Origin of the sequence: Pedobacter sp. Leaf41, assembly GCF_001422545.1 — a bacterium.
Lineage (GTDB): Bacteria > Bacteroidota > Bacteroidia > Sphingobacteriales > Sphingobacteriaceae > Pedobacter.
On record NZ_LMLE01000006.1, the window covers coordinates 553,089 to 575,164 of the forward strand.

Annotated in this window: 14 protein-coding genes; 11 read left to right on the forward strand and 3 right to left on the reverse strand. The window is 40.7% G+C overall.

Annotated elements, in window-relative coordinates; translation table 11 throughout:
• Positions 1-187: 187 nt before the first annotated feature.
• Genes ASE92_RS09720 through ASE92_RS09770 form a run of 11 tightly spaced genes read left to right on the forward strand, consistent with a single transcriptional unit; the run spans position 188 to position 20,088 of the window.
• Positions 188-3,415: a TonB-dependent receptor gene (locus ASE92_RS09720; RefSeq protein WP_056850037.1), complete on the forward strand. Its 3,228-nt coding sequence runs from the start codon at positions 188-190 to the stop codon at positions 3,413-3,415.
• A complete protein-coding gene (locus tag ASE92_RS09725; RefSeq protein WP_056849894.1) occupies positions 3,415-5,346 on the forward strand; it encodes a RagB/SusD family nutrient uptake outer membrane protein in 1,932 nt (643 codons plus the stop codon). Before ASE92_RS09720 ends, ASE92_RS09725 begins: the two co-directional genes overlap by 1 nt.
• Before the next feature lie 32 nt (positions 5,347-5,378).
• Entirely contained in the window at positions 5,379-6,605 is a 1,227-nt protein-coding gene (locus ASE92_RS09730) for a DUF5000 domain-containing lipoprotein (RefSeq protein WP_056849895.1), read from the forward strand.
• A gap of 27 nt (positions 6,606-6,632) precedes the next feature.
• Entirely contained in the window at positions 6,633-7,847 is a 1,215-nt protein-coding gene (locus ASE92_RS09735) for a DUF4998 domain-containing protein (RefSeq protein WP_056849896.1), read from the forward strand.
• Between the two features lie 3 nt (positions 7,848-7,850).
• Positions 7,851-9,074 (forward strand): enolase C-terminal domain-like protein, encoded by a 1,224-nt coding sequence (locus ASE92_RS09740; RefSeq protein WP_056849897.1) that lies wholly within the window; start codon positions 7,851-7,853, stop codon positions 9,072-9,074.
• A gap of 47 nt (positions 9,075-9,121) precedes the next feature.
• A complete protein-coding gene (locus tag ASE92_RS09745) occupies positions 9,122-10,753 on the forward strand; it encodes a sodium:solute symporter (protein ID WP_235527329.1) in 1,632 nt (543 codons plus the stop codon).
• A gap of 17 nt (positions 10,754-10,770) precedes the next feature.
• Positions 10,771-11,559: an SDR family NAD(P)-dependent oxidoreductase gene (locus ASE92_RS09750; protein ID WP_235527330.1), complete on the forward strand. Its 789-nt coding sequence runs from the start codon at positions 10,771-10,773 to the stop codon at positions 11,557-11,559.
• Positions 11,560-11,561: 2 nt separating this feature from the next.
• Entirely contained in the window at positions 11,562-13,895 is a 2,334-nt protein-coding gene (locus ASE92_RS09755) for a glycoside hydrolase N-terminal domain-containing protein (protein WP_056849899.1), read from the forward strand.
• A gap of 5 nt (positions 13,896-13,900) precedes the next feature.
• Entirely contained in the window at positions 13,901-15,928 is a 2,028-nt protein-coding gene (locus ASE92_RS09760; protein WP_056849900.1) for a hypothetical protein, read from the forward strand.
• 15 nt (positions 15,929-15,943) lie between these two features.
• Positions 15,944-18,145 (forward strand): alpha-galactosidase, encoded by a 2,202-nt coding sequence (locus ASE92_RS09765; RefSeq protein ID WP_082455003.1) that lies wholly within the window; start codon positions 15,944-15,946, stop codon positions 18,143-18,145.
• Complete coding sequence (locus ASE92_RS09770) at positions 18,145-20,088, forward strand: sialate O-acetylesterase (RefSeq protein ID WP_056849901.1); 1,944 nt, start codon at positions 18,145-18,147, stop codon at positions 20,086-20,088. The genes ASE92_RS09765 and ASE92_RS09770 overlap by 1 nt, the downstream gene beginning before the upstream one ends.
• 387 nt (positions 20,089-20,475) lie before the next feature.
• Here ASE92_RS09770 and uraH read toward each other — a convergent pair whose 3' ends face one another.
• The 3 genes from uraH to ASE92_RS09785 all read right to left on the reverse strand — a co-directional run bounded on the left by uraH (position 20,476) and on the right by ASE92_RS09785 (position 22,065).
• A complete protein-coding gene (gene uraH / locus ASE92_RS09775) occupies positions 20,476-20,883 on the reverse strand; it encodes a hydroxyisourate hydrolase (protein ID WP_056849902.1) in 408 nt (135 codons plus the stop codon).
• Positions 20,884-20,916: 33 nt separating this feature from the next.
• Positions 20,917-21,429, reverse strand: a complete 513-nt coding sequence (locus tag ASE92_RS09780) for a heme-binding protein (protein WP_056849903.1) — start codon at positions 21,427-21,429, stop codon at positions 20,917-20,919.
• A 66-nt stretch (positions 21,430-21,495) separates the two neighbouring features.
• Entirely contained in the window at positions 21,496-22,065 is a 570-nt protein-coding gene (locus ASE92_RS09785; RefSeq protein WP_056849904.1) for a Crp/Fnr family transcriptional regulator, read from the reverse strand.
• Between the last annotated feature and the right edge of the window lie 11 nt (positions 22,066-22,076).

Genomic DNA, 22,076 nt, shown 5'->3' on the forward strand with positions numbered 1-22,076 from the left:
TTAGTCTGTATACAATAGCATTAGTTTTGAATATATAAAGCAAATCAAACAGATTGGGTTTTTCAAAATAGAACTGAATACTGATTGAGAACTTTTACTAACCAAATATTTCAAATAAAGTATGAGCCAAACTCTACAAAAAAAATGTAAGCTTCTTTATGGGCTGGTATTTTTACTGCTTTTATTTATGGGCAACTTATCCCATGCCCAAGGCCAGGTAAAAAAAACAATTACAGGTAAGGTGACCGATTCGCTCGGCATAGGCCTACCCGGTGTTGTGGTAGCGGCGGTCAATCAGGCAAATGTGGGTACACAAACTGATAATAATGGTAAATTCGTTTTGGATGTAAGTCCGGGACAATTAATCCGATTTTCGTTTGTGGGCTACAAAGAGCAGCGTGTTACGGTAGGAGATAACAGTGTAATCAATATTAAGTTGATTGAGGATAATATCCTCGCTGACGAGGTAGTAATTACTGCCCTGGGCCAACGTCAAAGGAAAGAAGCCTTAGTCGGCTCGGTAACAACTGTCAAAGTAGCCAACCTTAAAATTCCATCGAGTAATTTAACAAATGCACTATCCGGGCAGATTGCTGGAGTAATTGGCTATCAGCGAAGCGGACAGCCGGGACAGGACAATTCCCAGTTTTTTATTCGTGGGGTAACTACTTTTGGTTATAAACAAGACCCCCTCATTTTAATTGATAATGTGGAACTGACTTCTTCTGATCTGGCACGTTTGCAGGTTGACGACATTGAAAGTTTCTCAATTTTAAAAGATGCCAGTGCGACGGCGTTATATGGAGCACGTGGTGCAAACGGTGTAATTTTGGTTTCTACCAAATCTGGTAAAGTTGGCAAGGCAAAAATCAGTTTCCGCGTGGAGCAATCCGCCAGCCAATCCACTCAAAATCTGGAACTGGCAGATCCTGTTACCTATATGAGGCTCTTCAATGAAGCAGCAATCGGGCGGAACATGGATCCGGTATTTAACCAAAATAAAATCAACAATACCCTAAACACGATAAACCGTTCTCCGGGATACAATGAATATGTTTATCCTGCCGTTGATTGGCTCGATATGTTGTTCAAAAAGCGCACATCAACCCAGAGGGCCAATCTTGGTATAAGCGGTGGAGGTGGCGTTGCCCGCTATTACGTTGCCGGTTCCTACAATCTGGATAATGGGGTACTGAAAGAGGATGAAAGAAACAACAATGATAATAATATTAAATTCCGTAACTACCAGCTGCGTTCGAATGTAAATATAGATTTGACTAAGACTACTGAAATGGTGGTTCGTCTTTCGGGAAATTTTAGTGAATACAATGGCCCGATTGCATCAGACGGTGGGTTTTCGACTGATTTGTATAATGCGGCTGTGCATACAAGTCCGGTATTATTTCCAGCCTATTTTCCTGCCGATCAGGCAAATCAGAATGCACAACACATCCTCTTCGGTAATACGGTAGGTAATGCCGCTAATGATATCCGAAATGTAAACCCCTATGCAGCAATGCTGATGGGACATAAAAACTCTTCAGAATCAAGAATGTCAGCACAGTTTGAGGTAAACCAAAAACTGGATTTTTTAACTGAAGGTCTCACCTTCCGGTCTATATTCAGTACCAACAGATATTCTTATTTTGATTCCTCAATGGCTTATGCCCCTTTTTATTACAATGTAAGTTCATATGACAGACAATCCAATCAATATTCACTTAACTGGCTAAATCCATCGGTAACAGCACCTCTAAATGTGGCCCGTGAATATTTAAGCTACTATCCAGGTTCTCCAACGGTAAACACCTTTTTATATGCCCAGGCATCAATGAATTACGACCGCACTTTTGGAAATCATACTGTAAGCGGTACATTAATCGGGACCGCCCAGCAAACACGGTATAATAATGCAAGAGATCCTAAAAACAACCAGCCTACTTTACAATATTCTTTACCTTACCGTAACATCGGCTTAGCCGGACGTTTAACCTATTCCTATAAAAACCGTTATTTTCTTGAAACAAACTTTGGCTATAATGGCTCTGAAAGGTTTTCCGAAAATCATCGTTTTGGTTTCTTCCCAACCATTGGCGGTGGTTGGATCGTATCCAATGAAGGTTTCTGGAAGGGCGGAATCGCCGATGTGGTTAGCCGCTTAAAGCTACGCGGCAGTTTTGGTATTGTGGGCAATGATGCTATTGGCTCGCAACGTTTCTTCTATAAATCGGATGTCAATCTGAACGGCGGAGGAAACTATGCACAGTTTGGTTTTAATGGTGCCTCAGAGCGTCAGGGCGTATATATCAATAGCTATGAAAATACCAATATCACCTGGGAAACTTCGCAACAAACCAATATCGCTTTGGAGGCTACACTTTTCAAAAATCTGAGTCTGATTGCGGAGGTGTACAACAATTATAGATATGATATCTATATGCCAAGGAGGAATGTTCCCTCGACGCTGGGATTGGAAGCCATTGATCCAAATACAAACCTACCTGACATTGGCGCAAATATTGGTGTCGCCCGTTCCCGAGGTATGGATCTATCATTGGATTACAAGTTCAATGCCAACGAGTTTTCTTTTGCCGTTCGTGGCAACATGACTTTCGCAAAAAATAAATACGTAAACTTTGAAGAGCCGCAGTGGGCAGAAGCTTATCGTTATACAACCGGCCAGGCCATTAGTAGAAATTATGGTTACATAGCTGAGCGGTTGTTCGTTGACGATAAAGAGGTAGCTAACTCACCAGCCCAGATTTTTTCTAATGGTGGCAAAGCTCCCAGGGGAGGAGATATTAAGTATAAGGATTTAAATAACGATGGGAAGATTGATGATGCCGACAAGGCTTATATTGGTTTTCCGCAATCTCCTGAATTAGTATATGGTTTCGGGTTCAGTTCGTCTTACAAGGGTTTTGATTTATCTGCGTTTGTAACTGGCCAGGGAAGAATGACATTTTTTATTAAACCAGAGAAGATAAGCCCTTTTGTTCCTATTGATGAGAGAAGAAAGGTCAATCCTTTCGATGGTGGTGATGGCGATTTTTTCGGCAATACGCAATTGTTAAAAGACTTTGCGAATAATCACTGGTCACCAGAGAATCAGGATCTCTATGCTTTGTACCCCCGTTTATCGGTTACCAAAGAGGATCTGGAAAATAACCGCCAAACCAGTACATGGTGGATGAGAAACGGCCGGTTGATTAGATTAAAATCAGTAGAGATCGGCTATACTTTACCACAGCGTATCTCGACTAAAATCAAGTTAAGTTCAGCCCGTCTGTACTTCAATGGTTTGAATTTATTGACCTGGTCTCCATTCAAGATGTGGGATCCCGAACAGGGAGGTAATGGTTTTGCCTATCCTATCCAAAAAGTATTCAATGTTGGTTTAAACGTAACATTATAATGAAATTAATTAAAAAATATTCAACATATATCTGTGCGGCAGTATTGCTATGTTCATTTTATTCTTGTAAAAAATATCTTGACATTACCCCTGAAAATTTGGGTACGCTAGATTATGCCTTCAGAAACAGAAACGAGGCCGAAAATTACCTATATGGTTGTTATGCTTATCTGCAACGGTCAACTGATGTAGCCTCAAATCCAGGTTTTACAACTTCAGGCGAATTGATTTATTCCAATACGCTTGATAATTATCTGGGTTTCAACCGTACAGGCTTCAACTTGCTGCGTGGTGCTCAGAACACGGCAAACCCCGGCCTTAACGCATGGGATGGTAATGAAGGCAGTTACAGTTTCTTCCGCTCCATCAGGTTATGTAACATTATGCTCGAAAATATTGACAAACCAATCGATTTATCGCCGACTGATAAGAAAAGATGGACTGCAGAGACTAAATTTTTAAAAGCCTATTACCACTATGTTCTGCTGAAAATGTACGGCCCTATTCCTTTGATTAAAGATAATCTCTCCATCTCTGCAAGTACTGATGAGGTTCGCATTAAAAGGTCTACTGTCGATGAATCAGTCGATTATATTGTGTCTCTTCTGGATGAAGCCATTCCGGATCTTCCTGCAACCATCTCCAATCAGACTTTGGAGCTTGGCCGGGTGACGAGTTTAATAGCACTTGCGGTAAAAGCAGAAGTTTTGGCTACTTCGGCAAGTCCGTTATTTAATGGTAATCCAGATTATGTCAGTTTCAAAGATAAGGATGGGGTTAGCCTGTTTCCCCAGCGTGTTGATCCGCAAAAATGGGTGAAGGCTGCTGATGCAGCGAAGGCTGCCATCTTAGCTGCAGAATCAAATGGAGTTAGATTATACACTTTTGCGCCTCCAGCAAATATTGGTGTGCTTTCTGACTCTTTAAAGAAACAACTGGATGTTCATAATGCGGTAACCGAAAAATGGGAGCTGAATCCTGAAGTCATCTGGGCCTCCAATCCAGCTTTCAGCTATCAGGGCTTTGCTACACCGAGGTTAACGGTTAACTCTGCAGTCAATGCATTCTCTAATCCATCTACATTCTCAGCACCGATAGCCACACAAGAACTCTTTTATACGGTAAACGGTGTGCCGATTAATGAAGATAAAACCTGGGATTATGCGGGTAGAAATACCATTAAAGCTGGTGATAATGCCAGCAGGTATTATATAAAAGAAGGTTATGAAACCATCAAGGGGCATTTTGCACGGGAGACGAGATTTTATGCCGATCTCGCTTTCGATGGAGGTATCTGGTTTGGGAATGGAAGGGTTGATCAAAACAGCGCACAGTTTCCATTATACCACGTTGCGGCCAGGGGATCGGGTCTTGCGGCACCAAGTGATAACATTCGTTTGAACATTACGGGATACTGGCCTAAAAAACTGGTGAGTTATGTTTCCGTTTATGATGATGGTTTCCAGCCTTCACCATATCGTTTGCCCATTATCAGGCTTGCAGGCCTTTATCTGTTGTATGCAGAAGCACTAAATGAAGTGAACGGGCCAACGAACGAAGTATTTAGTTATCTGGACAAAGTACGCCAACGAGCTGGTTTACCAGGCGTACAGGTAGCATGGACAAACTTTTCCAGAAATCCGAATAAATTCAGCTCCAAAGATGGTTTGAGGCAGATTATCCATCAGGAAAGAAGAATTGAGTTGTGTTTTGAGGGACAAAGTGGCTGGGATCTTAGGAGATGGAAAGAGCTGCAATCGGTGCTTACTGTGCCATTGCAGGGCTGGAGCATCAATAACGCCGAAGCGGTTAACTATTACCGTCCGTCTACGCAATTTATTCCTGTTTTTGGAATCAAAGATTATCTCTGGCCAATCAAAAGTAATGATTTGGTAATCAATCCTAATTTGGTTCAGAACCCATTCTGGTAAATAAAAAATCATCCGTACTTAAGTATAAGAAAATGAAAAATATAAATAAATGGATCTTGCTTCTGCTCTTGGTGTGCATAGCTTTACATTCTTGCAAAAAAGAAGAGTCTTATAATGAGCCAGCTTCTACCGACATGACCAAGCCCAGTGTGGTGAGTAACGTCAAAGTCCAGAATTTTAGCGGAGGTGCAAATATTACCTATTCACTTCCCAACTCTAACAATATACTCTACGTGCTTGCTCAGTATAAAATAAATGGAATTACAACCCGCGAAACCAAATCTAGCTACTATTCTGATACGATTGTGGTAGAGGGATTTGCCAAAAAGCAAGCCTATGACGTTACCCTTTACACAGTGAACCGTGCAAATGTAAAATCTGATCCGCTTGTGGTTAAAGTTAATCCGGATACGCCACCATATTTGTTGGTAAAGCCTACAATAAATGCACAGGCAGATTTTGGGGGAATCAAGATTACCGGGACAAATCCGAGCAAGTCCAATTTGGGAATAATCCTGTTGGGTTTCGAAGGGAATGTCTCTGACGTGATTGATCAGAATTTTTCAAAATTACCGACCATTGACTACTCTGTCAGAGGCTATCAACCGGTAGAAAAACGAATTGGTTACTATGTTATTGATAATTTCGGGAATATTTCCGACACCACCTACAAAACGATTACACCGCTTTTCGAGACAATTCTCGATAGATCTAAGTTTTCGGCCTATCGTTTACCCTCTGATGGAGTAATTGCCTATGGTTGGGACCTGCCTTACCTCTGGGATGGTCGGACAGACGGAAGTTCGAATGGCTGGCATACGGCTCCAGGTGGAACAATGCCCGCTATTGCCACTTTCGGTTTAGGGGTGAGCGCTAAGCTAAGCCGGTTCATACTGTGGGAACGTCCTGATGGCGGAGATAAGTTCGCCTATGGACATGGAAATCCGAAAGTATTTTCGCTGTGGGGATCAAATGTTACTTCTCCACGTGATGCCAACCTGCCGATGTCAGCGCCCGAAGGAACGATCATTGGCGATTGGATTAATTTAGGTAACTATAATTATCCACCTCCTCCCTCTGGCGCTTTGCCTGTGGCTCATACTACAGCCGATAATGATTTTGTTAAGGCGGGTGTCAGTTTTAATGTTCCATTAGTAAGTCCGAAAGTACGTTTCGTTCGCCTCTCCGTTTCCACAACATGGTCTAACGGAACATTTGCGCATGCAATGGAAATGGCATTTTATGGAGATGCCCGATAGTCATTCATCCACCTAAATTTTAATCAAATGAGAAAAATATATCAATTACCGGCATTTCTATTTTTGCTAACTATTGTCGTTAGCAGCTGTACAAAGGATGATTTGGCGTTCAAAGAATATCTAAAGAACGGAGAAACAGTTTATCCTGGCAAGGTATCCAAAATTGTTGCTAAAGCAGGTAACCTGCGAACAGGTTTGTGGTTCAATCCAAGTCCAGATCCCAGCGTAACGAAATATGTAATTAAATGGAACAATAATGTTGATTCCATCGCGGTAAATTCAAGCTCACATAATCCCTTGGATACCATCAAAGTGATAATTCCAGGCCTGAGCGAATATACCTACACCTTTACTGTTTTTTCATATGATGCACAAGGGCGAAAATCCATACCAATTGAGGCACCGAACGTAAGAGTATATGGGCCGTTATATCAGAGTGGATTATTAAACCGTCCTTTTAACGCTACCGAACCTTATGTAGTTAATGCAAATGGGTCAGTGCAGCTAAATTTCAATACTCCAGATACCATAAATGTTGGTACTACCATCAGGTATACCAATACAGCTAATGTTCAGGTCGATAAGGTACTGTCAGCGACGGAAATGTCAACTGTATTGAATGATTACAAATCAGGAACAGACATCCTTTACAGATCTTCGTATATACCATCAAAAGGATCATTGGACGTATTTAACGCCAGCGAATTTTCTACTTTTCCTAAGATATTTACGTTGGTACAGTGCGATAAATCACTTTTTAAAGAGATTCGTCTACCTAATGATGTGAATACCTATGAATCAGGAACAAGTATCAGTAAGCTGTGGGACGGAAGCAATGGCCCGCAAAGCTATCCAAATATTTTCCACAGTGATGGCAGTTATATAGCGCATGTACTCACATTTGATATGGGTAAAACATATACCAACCTGGCACAGATGGAAGAAGTGGGCCGCGATTGTTGCAATAATCCTGATCGCTTCGAGGTTTGGGGAATTAACGATTTAACAAATGCCTCCACCACTTTAAGGGCCGATAATTCGGGCTGGAAAGCTGAAGCAATTGCCAAAGGTTGGATTTTATTGAAAGATGTAACACGTGCCGATGATGGTAAAAACGCCATGAAGTTCGATTTAATTGCAAATCCACCTCCTGTTCGTTATATCCGCATCCGTGTGTTGCACACCGTTACCGGATCAGGCTACAGCAACATGAGCGAACTTACTTTCTGGAACAAGCAATAAATTATGATTAAAAGTATCGAGATCAGAGATGCGAGATATCCCTTAGGCAAAGGTGCGGGTAGCGATGCCATCCACCGTGATCCCATCTACTCTTACGCCGTGGTAAATCTAAAAGACGACAGTGGTATAGTTGGAAGTGGTTTTGCTTTTACGTTGGGTGAGGGAAATGATCTGGTTTGTAAAGCCGCCCATTTTTATGCCAGCCAGTTAAAAGGGAAGGATATAGAAGAGCTGATGGCTAATTTTGGCGATACATATAAAGCTTTTGCCAATGAGCAGCAATTTAGATGGCTTGGACCCCAAAAGGGTATTGTTCATCTGGCGCTAGCTGCGGTAACCAATGCCTGTTGGGATCTGTGGGCAAAAAAAAGAGGAGTTCCGCTTTGGAAACTATTAATCGATCTCTCTGCTGAAAATTTGGTAGATACCATTGATCTTTCTTACCTGGAAGACGAATTAACCCGCGAACAGGCCATTGAACTACTGCTTAAAAATAAGCGCACACAATCTTCACGCACCTCAATTGTAGATGTGGGTTATCCGGGATACGATACCTCAATCGGATGGTTTAATTATCCGGACGAGCAAGTAAAAACCAACGTTAAACGTGCTATAGAAAAAGGCTTTACAGCAATGAAACTAAAAGTAGGATCAAAGGATCCGAATAATGATATCCGCCGGGCCAATATGGTAAGGGAAGTAGCAGGCGATGATATTAAAATTATGCTCGATGCCAATCAACAATGGAATTTACCTGAGGCATTATCCATTTGTCCGGAATTGAGCAAAATGAATCCCTATTGGATAGAAGAACCCACACATCCTGATGATGTTTTAGCACATAAAATTCTGGCCGAAAAAATTACTCCAGTTAAACTTGCGCTGGGAGAGCATGTACCCAATGCTATTATTTTTAAAAATTATTTGCAGGTAAAATGTGCTGGCTTTATACAGGTTGATGCAGTGAGGGTTGGAGGCATCAGCGAATTTTTAGCAGTAAGCTTATTATGTAGAAAATTTGATGTTCCGGTAGTGCCGCATGTGGGCGATATGGGACAGTTGCATCAGCATCTGGTGCTATTTAATCACATTGCTTTAGGTCATGAAGCTTTGTTTTTAGAACATATTCCGCATTTGAAGCAAAATTTTGTAAATCCTGTACAATTGGAAAACGGCTATTATTTAACGCCGCAAAATATAGGAAGCAGTTGCGATCTTAAATGGTAATATTTTAACCTACTAGTCAATTCGAGATGATCCAAACCGTTGATATCATGATAAGTGCCAGCTATATTCTTCTTATCCTTTTAATAGGATTATGGGTAGGCATAAGGCATCGCAATCAAAGTAAAAAAAATGAAGCCAGTAGTTATTTTTTGGCAGGCAAATCGCTTAAATGGCCTGCTATAGGTTTAGCGCTTTTCGCTACAAATATTTCAACCGTCCATTTGGTTAGTCTGGCACAAAGTGGTTTCGATACCGGTTTGCTGAGTGGTAATTTTGAATGGATGGCTGCTTTCACCTTGATTTTGCTGGCTTTGTTCTTTGTTCCATTTTACATTAAATCTGGCGTGGCTACTTTGCCCGATTTTCTGGAGAAACGTTACGACCGTTCAAGCAGAGATTGGTTAACCTTCGTTTCCATTATTTCAGCAATCATCATTCATATTGCCTTTTCCATGCTTGCAGGGGGTATTGTACTAAAAACTTTATTTGGGGTAAATATCTATGTAAGCGTTATTTTAATTTCTATCATCACGGCATTGTACACCATTATTGGTGGCTTAAAGGCGGTGGTCGTTACCGAATCTATACAAACAGTGATTTTACTGATTGGCGCAGGGGTAATCTGCATTGCCTGTTACCATAAAATGTCGGGCTGGAATGCGATGGTTGATGTGCTGCACAGCGAGCAACAAAGCATAAAACTTTCTATGCTGCGCTCTTCAAACGATGCCTCGGGGATGCCCTGGTATGCCGTTTTTTTGGGTTACCCGGTTCTGGGGATCTGGTACTGGTGTGCCGACCAAACCATTGTACAGCGGGTTTTAGGAGCTAAAGATGAAAATCATGCCCGAGTAGGCACTTTGTTTTGTGGTTTCATCAAAATCCTGCCCGTATTTATTTTTATCATCCCAGGGCTATTTGCCTATACATTGGCACAAACTGGCAAGCTCGATCTATCCAGTATTACCACCCTTGGCGCAAGTGGACAAAAAGTAGTAGACAGTAAGGGTATTTACACGCTGATGATTACACAATTATTGCCCAGCGGATTAATTGGCGTATTGGTAGCGGCTTTACTATCGGGCTTGATGAGCCAGGTTTCCGGGGCTTTAAATTCCATATCAACAATGGTAAGTTATGATATTTATGCCCGGTATAAGCCAAACCTTGATGATAAAAAATTGGTAAATGTAGGTAAAGTTGCTGCAGGTATTGCGCTTGTTTTTTCTCTTTTTTTACTGCCACTATTAAATAAATATGAAAGCATTTTTAACGGACTAAACGATATTATCGCCCACATTGCACCGCCAATTACCTGCGTGTTTTTACTGGGCATCTTTTGGAGAGGTGCCTCGGCACAATCTGCTAAACTTACGTTATGGCTGGGTTCAGCCCTGGGTGCTATTGTATTTATAATCAATAAACTTTGGATTGATACCTGGTTGGCTTCCATACCATTTATGATGATGGCATTTTATCTTTTTTGTGTTTGTGTATTTCTTCAGATAACCTTTTCCATTATTTATCCTGTAAAACATACAGCAGAAAGTGATGCGCTTTATTGGAAATCGTGGCGTGCGCCTCTAGCATCCGGAGGCTGGTCAGGAATTGGCAATTATAAAACTTTATCAGCCATTTTATTTGTCAGCATGGCTATTTTATTCTATTTATTCAGATAATTAACTTTTAGGTATACATGATGCGATTATTAAAAGACAGGGTCATATTTTTAACTGGTGGGTCGAAGGGAATTGGACTGGAATGCGCCTTAAAATATGCAGAAGAGGGTGCTAAACTTGCCATCATTTCTAATGATCAGGTTTCGCTCACTTATGCCATCTCCATTTTGGGAGAACAGCATTTGGGTTTGTTAGCAGATGTATCATGTGCCCACGATATGGAGCAGGCCGTAAAAGATACACTGCTGAATTTTGGAAAAATTGATGTCATTCATAATAACGCTGGCATTGCTTATCCCTCAAAAAATGTTCACCAAACGGATGAAACGGAGTGGAATAATCTTTTCAATATCAATGTAAAAGGAATTTATCATACTACAAAATATGGTTTAAATGCATTAATCCATTCCAAAGGGTGTATCATCAATACGAGTAGCCTTGTTGGCGAAATAGGGCAGGAAAACCATGCGGTATATGCTGCAACAAAAGGTGCTGTAAATGCGCTTACCAAATCTATGGCACTGGATTATGCGAAATACAAAATCAGGGTAAATGCCGTTGCTCCTGCGGGGGTGTGGACAGAAATGCTGGAGGAATGGGGTAAGGAGCAAAATGATATGGAAGGAATTAAAAACTATCTCGACGGAATCCATGCACTCGGTTACTGTCCTCAGGGCGATGTAGTGGCAGATGCCTGTGTATTTCTGGCGTCAGATAAGGCCCGGTTTATTACTGGAATCATTATGCCTGTAAGTGGCGGGGCAGAGCTGGGCTATAAAAAAGTAAATCAATTAGAAACCATTTAGATATGCGAAATCAAATTTTAATAATTTTATCATTCCTCTCTCTCTTTTTCGAACGTGCTTCCGCACAGCAAAATTTAAAACTCTGGTACAATAAACCGGCTAACCGGTGGGAAGAAACTATTCCACTTGGAAACGGCCGCCTGGGTATGATGCCTGACGGCGGAGTCACTCGTGAAAATATTGTGCTTAATGATATTACACTATGGTCTGGTGCGCCACAAGATGCCAATAATTACGAAGCTCATAAGAGTTTGGAAGAAATTAGGAAGCTTATTTTAGAAGGTAAAAACGACCTTGCTCAAGATTTAGTCAATAAAAATTTCATTTGTAAAGGCGAAGGTTCTGGAGGTGTGAATTATGGCTGTTTTCAGGTTCTGGGCAATTTATCTTTCAGCTTCAGTTACCCTAAACAACAAAATGCGGACTCCAAAGCGACAGCGTATCATCGCGAACTCTCGCTAAATAATGCGTTGGCGAAAACAAGCTTTATACTTGATGGGGTGAGGTACACCCGCGAGTATTTAACCAGTTTTGATGATGATGTAAACGTAGTCGCATTAACGGCATCCAAGCCTGGGAAATTAAATTTTGATATTGAAACTTCTCGTCCGGAACGGGCCGAAGTAACGGCTGCCAATGGCGAACTTGTAATGAGCGGACAATTGGATAATGGCATTGATGGTAAAGGAATGAAATATTCCAGTCGCGTTAAGGCTGTATTAACCGGGGGTACCCAAGAGCTTAAAAACAATAAGATTACTATTAAAAACGCAACCAGTGTAATTGTTTATATGGCCGCGGGTACCAATTTTATGAACTCAGAATTTGAAGAGAAAATAAACCGCGATCTGAAATCGGCTGTTGCCAAAACATTTGATGTGCAACTGCAAAATCATATACGTAACTATCAAAAAAAGTTTAACCGTTTAAGCCTGCAGATAGGTGGTGGCAATCAGGATGATATACCAACGGATGAACGCCTGGTTAATTACAATAAAAACCCGAAAGCCGATGTTGGTTTTCCGGTACTGTTTTACCAATTCGGCCGGTATTTAAGTATCAGCAGCACCCGTGTTGGCCTATTGCCGCCTAATCTGCAAGGTTTGTGGGCCAATCAAATCCATACTCCTTGGAATGGCGATTATCATTTGGATGTGAATATTCAAATGAACCAATGGCCGGTAGAGGTGAGTAATTTATCAGAATTGAATTTGCCGCTGGCCGATTTAGTAGGCCGAATGGTTAAAAATGGAGAAAAAACTGCTAAAGCTTACTATAATTCTAAAGGCTGGATTGCCCATGTGATTACGAATGTTTGGGGTTTTACCGAGCCTGGTGAAAGTGCTTCCTGGGGTGCTTCTAACGCAGGTTCCGGCTGGTTATGTAATAACCTTTGGGATCATTATGCATTTAGTAACGATAAGGAATACTTAAAAAAGATATATCCAATATTAAAAGGATCTGCAGAGTTTTATGCCGATGCATTAATCAAAGATCCGGAAACGGGATGGTTGGTTACCGCACCATCTGTTTCGCCCGAAAATAGCTTTTACCTCCCTAACGGAAAAACGGCCAGTATATCAATGGGCCCAACTATTGATAATCAGATTGTTAGAGAACTGTTTAATAATGTGATCGATGCGGCTAAAACATTAGGTATTGATCGTGCTTTTAGTAGCTTTCTTGCCGAAAAGCTGAAGTCAGTTCCACCTGCAGGAAATATTAGCAAAGATGGAAGAGTGATGGAATGGATTAGAGATTATAAAGAAACCGAACCACAACACCGCCACATTTCTCATCTATATGGTCTTTATCCTGCTTCATTAATTACACCAATTAAAACACCAGCACTGGCAGAAGCAGCGAAGAAAACTTTAGAGGTACGTGGCGATGACGGACCAAGTTGGTCTATCGCTTATAAATTATTATTCTGGGCCAGGTTACATGATGGCGAACGATCTGGTAAATTGCTTCACGAATTGATGAAACCAACCATTAAGACAGATATTAATTATGGTGCAGGTGGCGGAATTTATCCAAACTTATTGTCGGCTGGTCCACCTTTTCAAATTGATGGTAATTTTGGCGGCACAGCAGGTATTGCCGAAATGCTTATTCAAAGTCATGATGGATTTATCGATTTATTACCATCTATCCCTCAAGAATGGAAAACATCAGGTAAAATTAAAGGGGTGAGGGCCCGAGGAAACCTCACTTTGGATTTTGAATGGAAAAATGGGGAAATTACTGCATATAAGATATACAGCCCTGTTGCTAAAAGGATAAAATTAAGGGTTAACGGAAAAATTATCGAAGTAAGCAGCCAAAAATCTTAAACTTCATGAAATATGTAAACCCTATCATTCCGGCGTTAATATTGGTAGCAGGGCTCTTTAGCCCGATAGCAATTCTTGCTCAAAAAATCAACTTTGGCGAAAATTCTTATCTCGATTATAATGTTAATAGCGGTACTTTCAATGTTTATATTAATGGAAGACAGGTATTGCAAAACGCCTATTCGGAAGTTTTAGTCAATGAAAAATTCCTACGCTCAAACGATTTTACAAATCGTTCGGTTAAAAAAAATGCATTCAAAAACAAGATAGGGGGTGGCTCGCACTATATTTTTACTACAAAAAGCAAGTCAGGTATTACTTTGACCCAAAATATTTATGCCTACACCAATCGAAATTTCTTTACCGTTAATGTAGCCGTTTCCGGATCGAACTTGAAAACCAACAAAATGATCCCTTTAAAAGGAGAATTGGTCGGTTATGCAGATTTCACAACCTGCAGAAATTTATTTGTACCCTTTGATAATGATACTTTTATCAGTTACGAGGCTAATCTTTTAGTATTGAAGAAGGAAAATGTAAGTGCAGAAGTGACCGCAGTTTACCACAATACCAACCGCAAGGGCTTTATTATCGGTACCTTAAATCATGATAAATGGAAAACAGCAGTTAAAACCAAACTGATGGATTTGAACAGGCTGGAACTGACAACCGAATGTGGTTTTACCAGTTATGATATTACCCGCGATCAGATCGAACACGGCTACCTTTCAGGCAGATCCATTATTTCATCCAACATTTTCTTCGGTTATTTTAACGATTGGCGTAACGGAATGGAAAACTACGCTAAAACCGTCAGGGCAACTGAAATCCCGATAGTAGCTAATTGGAATGGCCCCACGCCTGTGGGTTGGAATAGCTGGGGCGTGATGCAGGAAAAATTATCCTACAAAAAGGCAACTGAAGTAGTAGATTTTTTTGCTGAAAACCTCAAAGGTTTCCGAATGGGAAATGTCGCCTATATCGATCTGGATTCTTATTGGGATAATATGCTTAAGGGCAATGATTATGCTACTTTGAAAAAGTTTGCAACTTATTGCAAAAGCAAGGGTTTAAAACCGGGCATTTACTGGGCACCATTTACCGACTGGGGTTTTCAGGGCGGCGCCAAAAGGAAAGCTCCGGGTAGTGATTATACCTTTGACCAAATGTGGACAAAAGTAAATAATGGTTTCCATGATTTTGATGGGGCACGGGCGCTTGATCCCACTCATCCGGGAACGCAAAAAAGAATCTATTCTGTAATCTCGAATCTAAAATCTTGTGGCTTCGAAATGATCAAGATCGATTTTCTTGGCCATGCAGCGGCAGAATCTACACAATTTTATGATCCAAAAATTACAACAGGAATGCAGGCTTACCGCCTGGGAATGGAGTATCTGATTAAATGCCTGGATGGTAAAATGCTTATCTATGCAGCAATTTCTCCTAGTTTAGCCTCTGGTAGGTACGTCCATGTAAGAAGAATTGCCTGTGATGCTTTCAAAACCATTAAGGATACAGAATACACGTTGAATAGTGTTACTAATGGCTGGTGGCAAACCTATCTTTATAATTATATTGATGCTGACCATGTGGTGCTGGCTAATGAAAGCGAGGCTGCTAATACCGCCAGAACTTTATCAGCAATAGTAACCGGAACCTTAATTGTTGGCGATGATTTCTCTGTCGAGGGGCAGTGGAAAGCCAGAGCAGAAAAGTTATTCCAAAATCAGGACCTACTGAAAATAATTACAGATGGAAAAGCCTTTAAACCTGTTGATGGTGATAAGGGCAAAAGTGCTTCTGGTCAATTTATAAAAGATCAGGGCAACATTAAGTATCTGGCACTTTTTAATTATGAGGATAAAAATACGGCAGCAACAATAGATTTTTCGAGACTGGGCATAAATGAACAGGCTATTTCTATGATAGAGGATTTAATTGAAAATCAAGTGGTGTTTCCGAAAGATTATCATCAAAAAGAACTCGGTCCGGCACAGGCAACCATGCTTAAAATTACATTAAAGAATTAGTCAAAGCGAATAGAAATGAAACAACCAAAGGTACCTCAATTGAAAAGTCAGATCCTGCTATGCTGTTTATTGGGCATGGTTCATCTTGCAAAAGCGCAAGAAATTATCGCGATAGAAACCGCCCATAATGCTATGGTACTCGAAGCGGTAAAAGGCAAAGATGTAAATACGGTCTACTTCGGGCAAAAATTGCATTCGGCTGCCGAATATACGCAGGTTAACGCAACATATAAACAAACTACTGAATATACAGGTCAGCTAAATTCTGCTTATACACCATCCGGTTCCCGTAATTTAGTTGAGCCAGCTATCAGCGTAACTCATTCCGACGGGAATAAAAGTCTAAACCTCATCTTTGTTAAAAAGGAGGTGGAAAATATCGATGCGAATGTGCGTTTAACCACTCTCACATTAAAAGATCCGGTTTATAATTTTACTGTTAAGCTTTTTTATAAGAGTTTTTATAAAGAGGATGTAATTGAGCAATGGACAGAAATTAGCCACGCGGAAAAAAAAGCGGTGACATTAGAAAAATTTGCTTCCGCAAACTTATATCTGAAAGGGAAAAGCTTTTACTTAAGGCAATATCATGGCGACTGGGCGAAGGAAATGCAACCAGAAGAAAGCCGGATTACCCATGGTATCAAAACATTGGATAGCAAACTAGGTACCCGTGCAAACTTATTTCAACCTTCCGTTTTTATGGTTTCGCTTAATGCTCCGGCAACTGAAAACCAGGGCGAAGTGCTGTATGGTGCAATGGAGTGGAGTGGTAACTTTCGAGTTGATTTAGAATTGGATTATCAGGATAACCTGCGCATTATTGCAGGTATAAATAACTATGCCTCCAATTTTAAACTTAAGCCTAACGAACGTTTTCTTACGCCAAAATTCCTCTACACTTTTTCCCGTCAAGGTAAGGGAGATGCCAGTAGAAAATTACAAAACTGGGCTCGAAATTATCAGCTTTTAGATGGTAAGGGAGATCGTTTGACCTTGTTGAACAACTGGGAAGCGACATATTTTGACTTTAATGAGCAAAAGCTGGCTGGTTTATTAAAAGATACAAAAGCATTGGGCGTGGATATGTTTCTATTGGATGATGGTTGGTTTGCAAATAAATATCCCCGCAACGATGACCATGCAGGATTGGGCGATTGGCAGGAAAACAAACAGAAATTACCTAACGGCATAGGTTCTTTAGTAAAAGAAGCCGATAAAAATGGCGTAAAATTTGGAATCTGGATTGAACCTGAAATGGTGAATCCGAAAAGCGAACTATACGAAAAGCATCCAGATTGGATTGTTAAGCAATCTAAAAGAGAAGAATATTACTTCCGTAACCAGTTGGTTCTGGACTTAGCCAATCCAAAAGTGCAAGATTTTGTGTTTAGTGTAGTTGATGATCTATTTACAAAAAACCCATCACTGGCCTATATTAAATGGGACTGCAATGCCGTAATTTATAATGCTTATTCTTTACATCTTAAAGATCAGGCCGCTTTTTACATCCAATACGTTGAGGGCTTATATAAGGTATTGGAAAGAATCAGAGCCAAATATCCAAAAGTACCGATGATGCTTTGCTCGGGTGGGGGTGGCCGGGTAGATTACGCCGCCCTTAAATATTTTACTGAATTTTGGCCCAGCGATAATACCGATCCGATGGAAAGAATATTTATTCAGTGGGAATACTCTTATTTTTATCCGTCAATTGCCAGTTCCAATCATGTTACCGATTGGGGCAAGCAACCTATCAAATTCCGTACGGATGTAGCCATGATGGGCAAATTGGGTTTTGATATTGTGGTGAGTAAATTGCCGGAAAATGACTTGAAGTTTTGCCAGCTGGCGATTAAAAATTACAACGAGCTTAAGAAAACCATTTGGCAAGGTGAGCAGTATCGTCTGGCGAATCCCTCCGAAGGTAGCGTCGCCTCCATGTTATATGTTTCAAGCGATCAGTCTGCTGCGGTAAGTTTCAATTATCTGGTAAACAATCGTTATGATGAAGGTAGTAAATTGCCGATCAAAATGCAGGGACTCAATAGTGAAAAAAGATATAGATTAAAAGAGATCAATTTGTATCCAGGAACAAATTCAACTTTGAATTCGAGTATGGTATACAGTGGCGATTTCTTAATGAAAGTGGGTTTTAATCCAAATGTAAAATCTGATAGAACCAGTGTAGTTATTAAAATTGAGGAGGTTAAATAATGAAAAGGAAGCACATCGTATTGGCACTCTTGCTCATTTTTTGCTTTTTGCAAGTACGTGCAAAAATCACTTTACCTGCTTTTTTCACTTCAAATATGGTGCTAGAGCAAAATGCAGAAGTTTTGATGCAAGGAAAGGGAAGCCCCCGTAACCAGATCATGTTAGCCTGTTCTTGGGATAAAAACAATAAATATGCAGTATGGACAGATCAAGCTGGGAACTTTAAGATAAAAATAAAAACGCCTTCCTATGGTGGACCATATACGATGGTGATATCGGGAGAGGGCATGGCTATAAAATTAAATAACGTAATGCTCGGTGATGTTTGGCTGTGCTCTGGTCAATCCAATATGGAAATGCCGCTGGCAGGATGGGGAAAAATCAATAATTATCAAACAGAAATTTCCGAGGCAAATTATCCAAATATCAGGTTGCTCCAGGTTGATCATAAAACAAGCAATTTTCCTTCAAATGAAATCAGCGTTCAAAATGGGGGCTGGAATGTATGCACTCCAGCCAATATTCCGGAATTTTCTGCAACCGCTTATTTTTTTGCCAGAGAAGTTTACAAAAAAACAGGAATTCCAATCGGTTTAATTCACAGTTCTTGGGGTGGTACAGTGGCCGAAGCGTGGACCAGTGCAGAAACGATCTCCAAAATACCTGATTTTCGGGCTGCTCTTGAACGTGTTCAACAATCGGATGATCAAGCAGGTTACGCAGAACAAATTTTACTTTGGAACAATGAATTAAATCTTCAGGATAAAGGACTTAAATCAGGTATAGCAGTTTGGGCAAACAAAAGTTTTGATGATACCAGCTGGAAAAAAATGGAATTGCCGGCATTTTTCGATTCAACCGAAAAGCCCAACTTTGATGGGATAGTTTGGTTTAGAAAAAATATAGTTATTCCGCGAGAATGGGGCGGAAAAGATTTAATCCTGAACCTTGGGACGATTGATGATAACGACATCACTTATTTCGACGGCAAAGAAATTGGCAACACACAGGGCTATGATCGGGAACGTAAATATGTTGTGCCGAAAGATAACGTTTCTCCTGGAGCGCATACAATAACAGTTAGGGTTTTTGATGGCGGCGGTGGAGGTGGTATTTATGGCGATGCTACAACTCTTTTTATGCAATCGTCAAGCCAAAAACAAAGTCTGCAGGGTTTATGGAAATATAACATTAGCCTCGATTTGAGGGATTTTAAACCGATGCCACAGGCCAATTCAGGCTCGAACAGGCCAACGGTTTTATACAATGCAATGATCCATCCTTTTGTTTGTTTGCCCATTAAAGGTGTGATCTGGTATCAGGGAGAGGCCAACGCCGGTCGGGCTAAACAATATAATACGCTTTTTCCGGCTTTGATCGAAGATTGGAGAACTAAATTCAACAATCCTGTGCTTCCATTTTATTTTGCCCAACTTGCGGGTTATGGAAGGGGTGAGGGAGACCCAACTTCCTGGCCACTACTTCGCGAAGCGCAGCTAAATGCCTCGAGACTGCCCTTTACAGCGATGGCCGTAACGGCTGATATTGGTGATGAACAGGACATTCACCCAAAAAATAAGCAGGATGTGGGTAAGAGATTAGCGCTTATTGCCTTGGCCAAAACTTATGGAAAGCAAGTCGATTTTTCCGGTCCTGTATTTAAGTCAATGAGGAAAAACAAGAATGAATTGATATTAAGCTTCGATTTCGGCCAAAATCTGGTGTTGAAAGCCAGTGGAGCAAATGGGGCATTTTCCATTGCTGGCAATGATCGGGTTTTTTATCCCGCTTCTGCCACTATTGTAAATGGGAAAGTAGTTCTAATGAGCAGTGAGGTAAAAATTCCGGTGGCGGCGAGGTATGCCTGGGCCAACTTCCCGGATGCTGTCCTGATCAACAAATCTGGACTGCCCGCAGGACCATTTAGAACCGATGATTGGTGATTCTCTTCAAATCAAATTTATTAAATATATCAATGCTTCTTTAGTTTTTGATGATTTTAGAGTAGTGATCTAAATATAGGGTTGGCAAGGATTACAAAAGCTTTTCGAAGTATAATCAGCGTTAGGTGGTTATCTTTGTACATTATTTAGTCTTCAACTGCCTCAATCCGTTATTGGCCTATCATTGATGCTTCCCTAATATCACGCGTTTGCTGATACAAAACGTAACCCGTTAACTCCACTGGAAAATTAAGCTGCTTTCCATGAATTGTGCTGGATCTTTGATCATGAAGATAAGTTGAGAATAGTCAAAAGTCCGTATCTAGTTACTTTAAAGTTGCCGTGTATGTTTAAAAAGTTCAGCTCATATTTTTTTCAATCAGGATGTTAGTTGCCTCTGTAGGTACTGTATCCGTATGGAGATAAGGTGATCGGCACATGGTAGTGGTTATCATCTTTGATTTCAAAAACGACTTCAATAAAAGGATAAAAACTTTTCGTGTCTTTACCTGCAAAATAGTCTGCTATCAAAAATGTCAACCGGTATATTCCTTTGTCGGTTTTGGTTTCTTGCAGAAAATTCCCGATCCTGCCATTTTTATCTGTTTTCTTCTGATCTATCAATGCCCACTCATTAGTATCCCGATTTAATTTTTCTAATTTAACAGGAACATTTTCTGCGGGCAGCCCGGTAGAAATATCCAGGATATGACTGGAGAGGCGATATTCTGGCGCCTGTGCGTGGGCAAAGCTTAGGGTTAAGCCAAGCAACAATCCTAAAATCATTTTTTTCATATGCTTATTTTTTTGTTTTTTTTATTGAAATTACTATCTGGCTGTAATGTCAGCTTGCGGAATGCTGGCGGATCTTCCTATAAGATCGTCATTTTCTGGGCTTCCTCCGCCTGCGATACCAATTGCACCGATTACTTTGCCGTCATGATAAAGTGGAAGTCCCCCGCCCAATAATAGAAGTTCTCCCAGACTGGTCAGGTTTTCTGTATCGGCGTTGGATTTTGCATTTCTAGCTAGAACAAGTGTCGCAGTTTTTGTTGAGGCTGCGGTAAATGCTTTTCGCCTTGCTGCTTCAGTATTATGTACGCCGACACCTTCACCGCGGCTGAGAACAATCGTCTGCCCATCTGCATCCAGAACTGCCACTGCAACTTCTTTACCTAGCTGGGTGGCTTTCGCCCTTGCCATATGAGTAAGCTGAAGAGCTGTCTCTAATGTTATTTGCTCCGTTTTTACCAGAAATAACGAGCCATTGCCTGATTTGACCTGTCCGAAGGACTTAGACACTACAAATGAGAGCAAAGCAATATATATAATTGATTTCATGCGAACCTTTTTTTTACAAAGATAGCTTGATGTTCCCTCTAAAAACGTTGCTCCAGGTCAACGTTTTTAAAGCTTCGCCTTAATTCTACTCAGCGTAGATGGAGACATGCCAAGATAGGAGGCTGCCATTTTATTTGAAACTCTGAGTAAAAAGCGTGGTTGATGGCTTTTTATCCAGATTACTTTTTCCATGGCAGTTAAACCCTGAAATCCATATATTCTTTTCTGAGCTACGATAAAACCCTTTTCCAATATCCTGCGATATACGAGCGCAAATGCTGGAATTTGGTCTACCAATAAATAAAAATCTGCTCTGCTGATTGTTAATAGTTCTGACTTTTCAATGGTTTGCAGGTATTCGAATGCAGGCTTTTGTTCAATTAAGCTGGGCAAGGCGGTACCGAATTCCCCTTGGAGCGCAAAATAACGGATACTTTCGCAACCTTCACGGGTAACGGTATAAACCCTGACGCCTCCCTTGTTTACGAAGTAATGGTTTTTGCAAACTTCATCGTAATCTAGCAATATCTGGTTGCGACTGGTCTTAATCAGGCTGAACTTGCTGAAAATAGTATCCAGCGAACGCTGATCAATATCCGCGATGCTTTTGAGGTAGTGTTCTAAAAGTTTAAACATTCGGGTCGGCT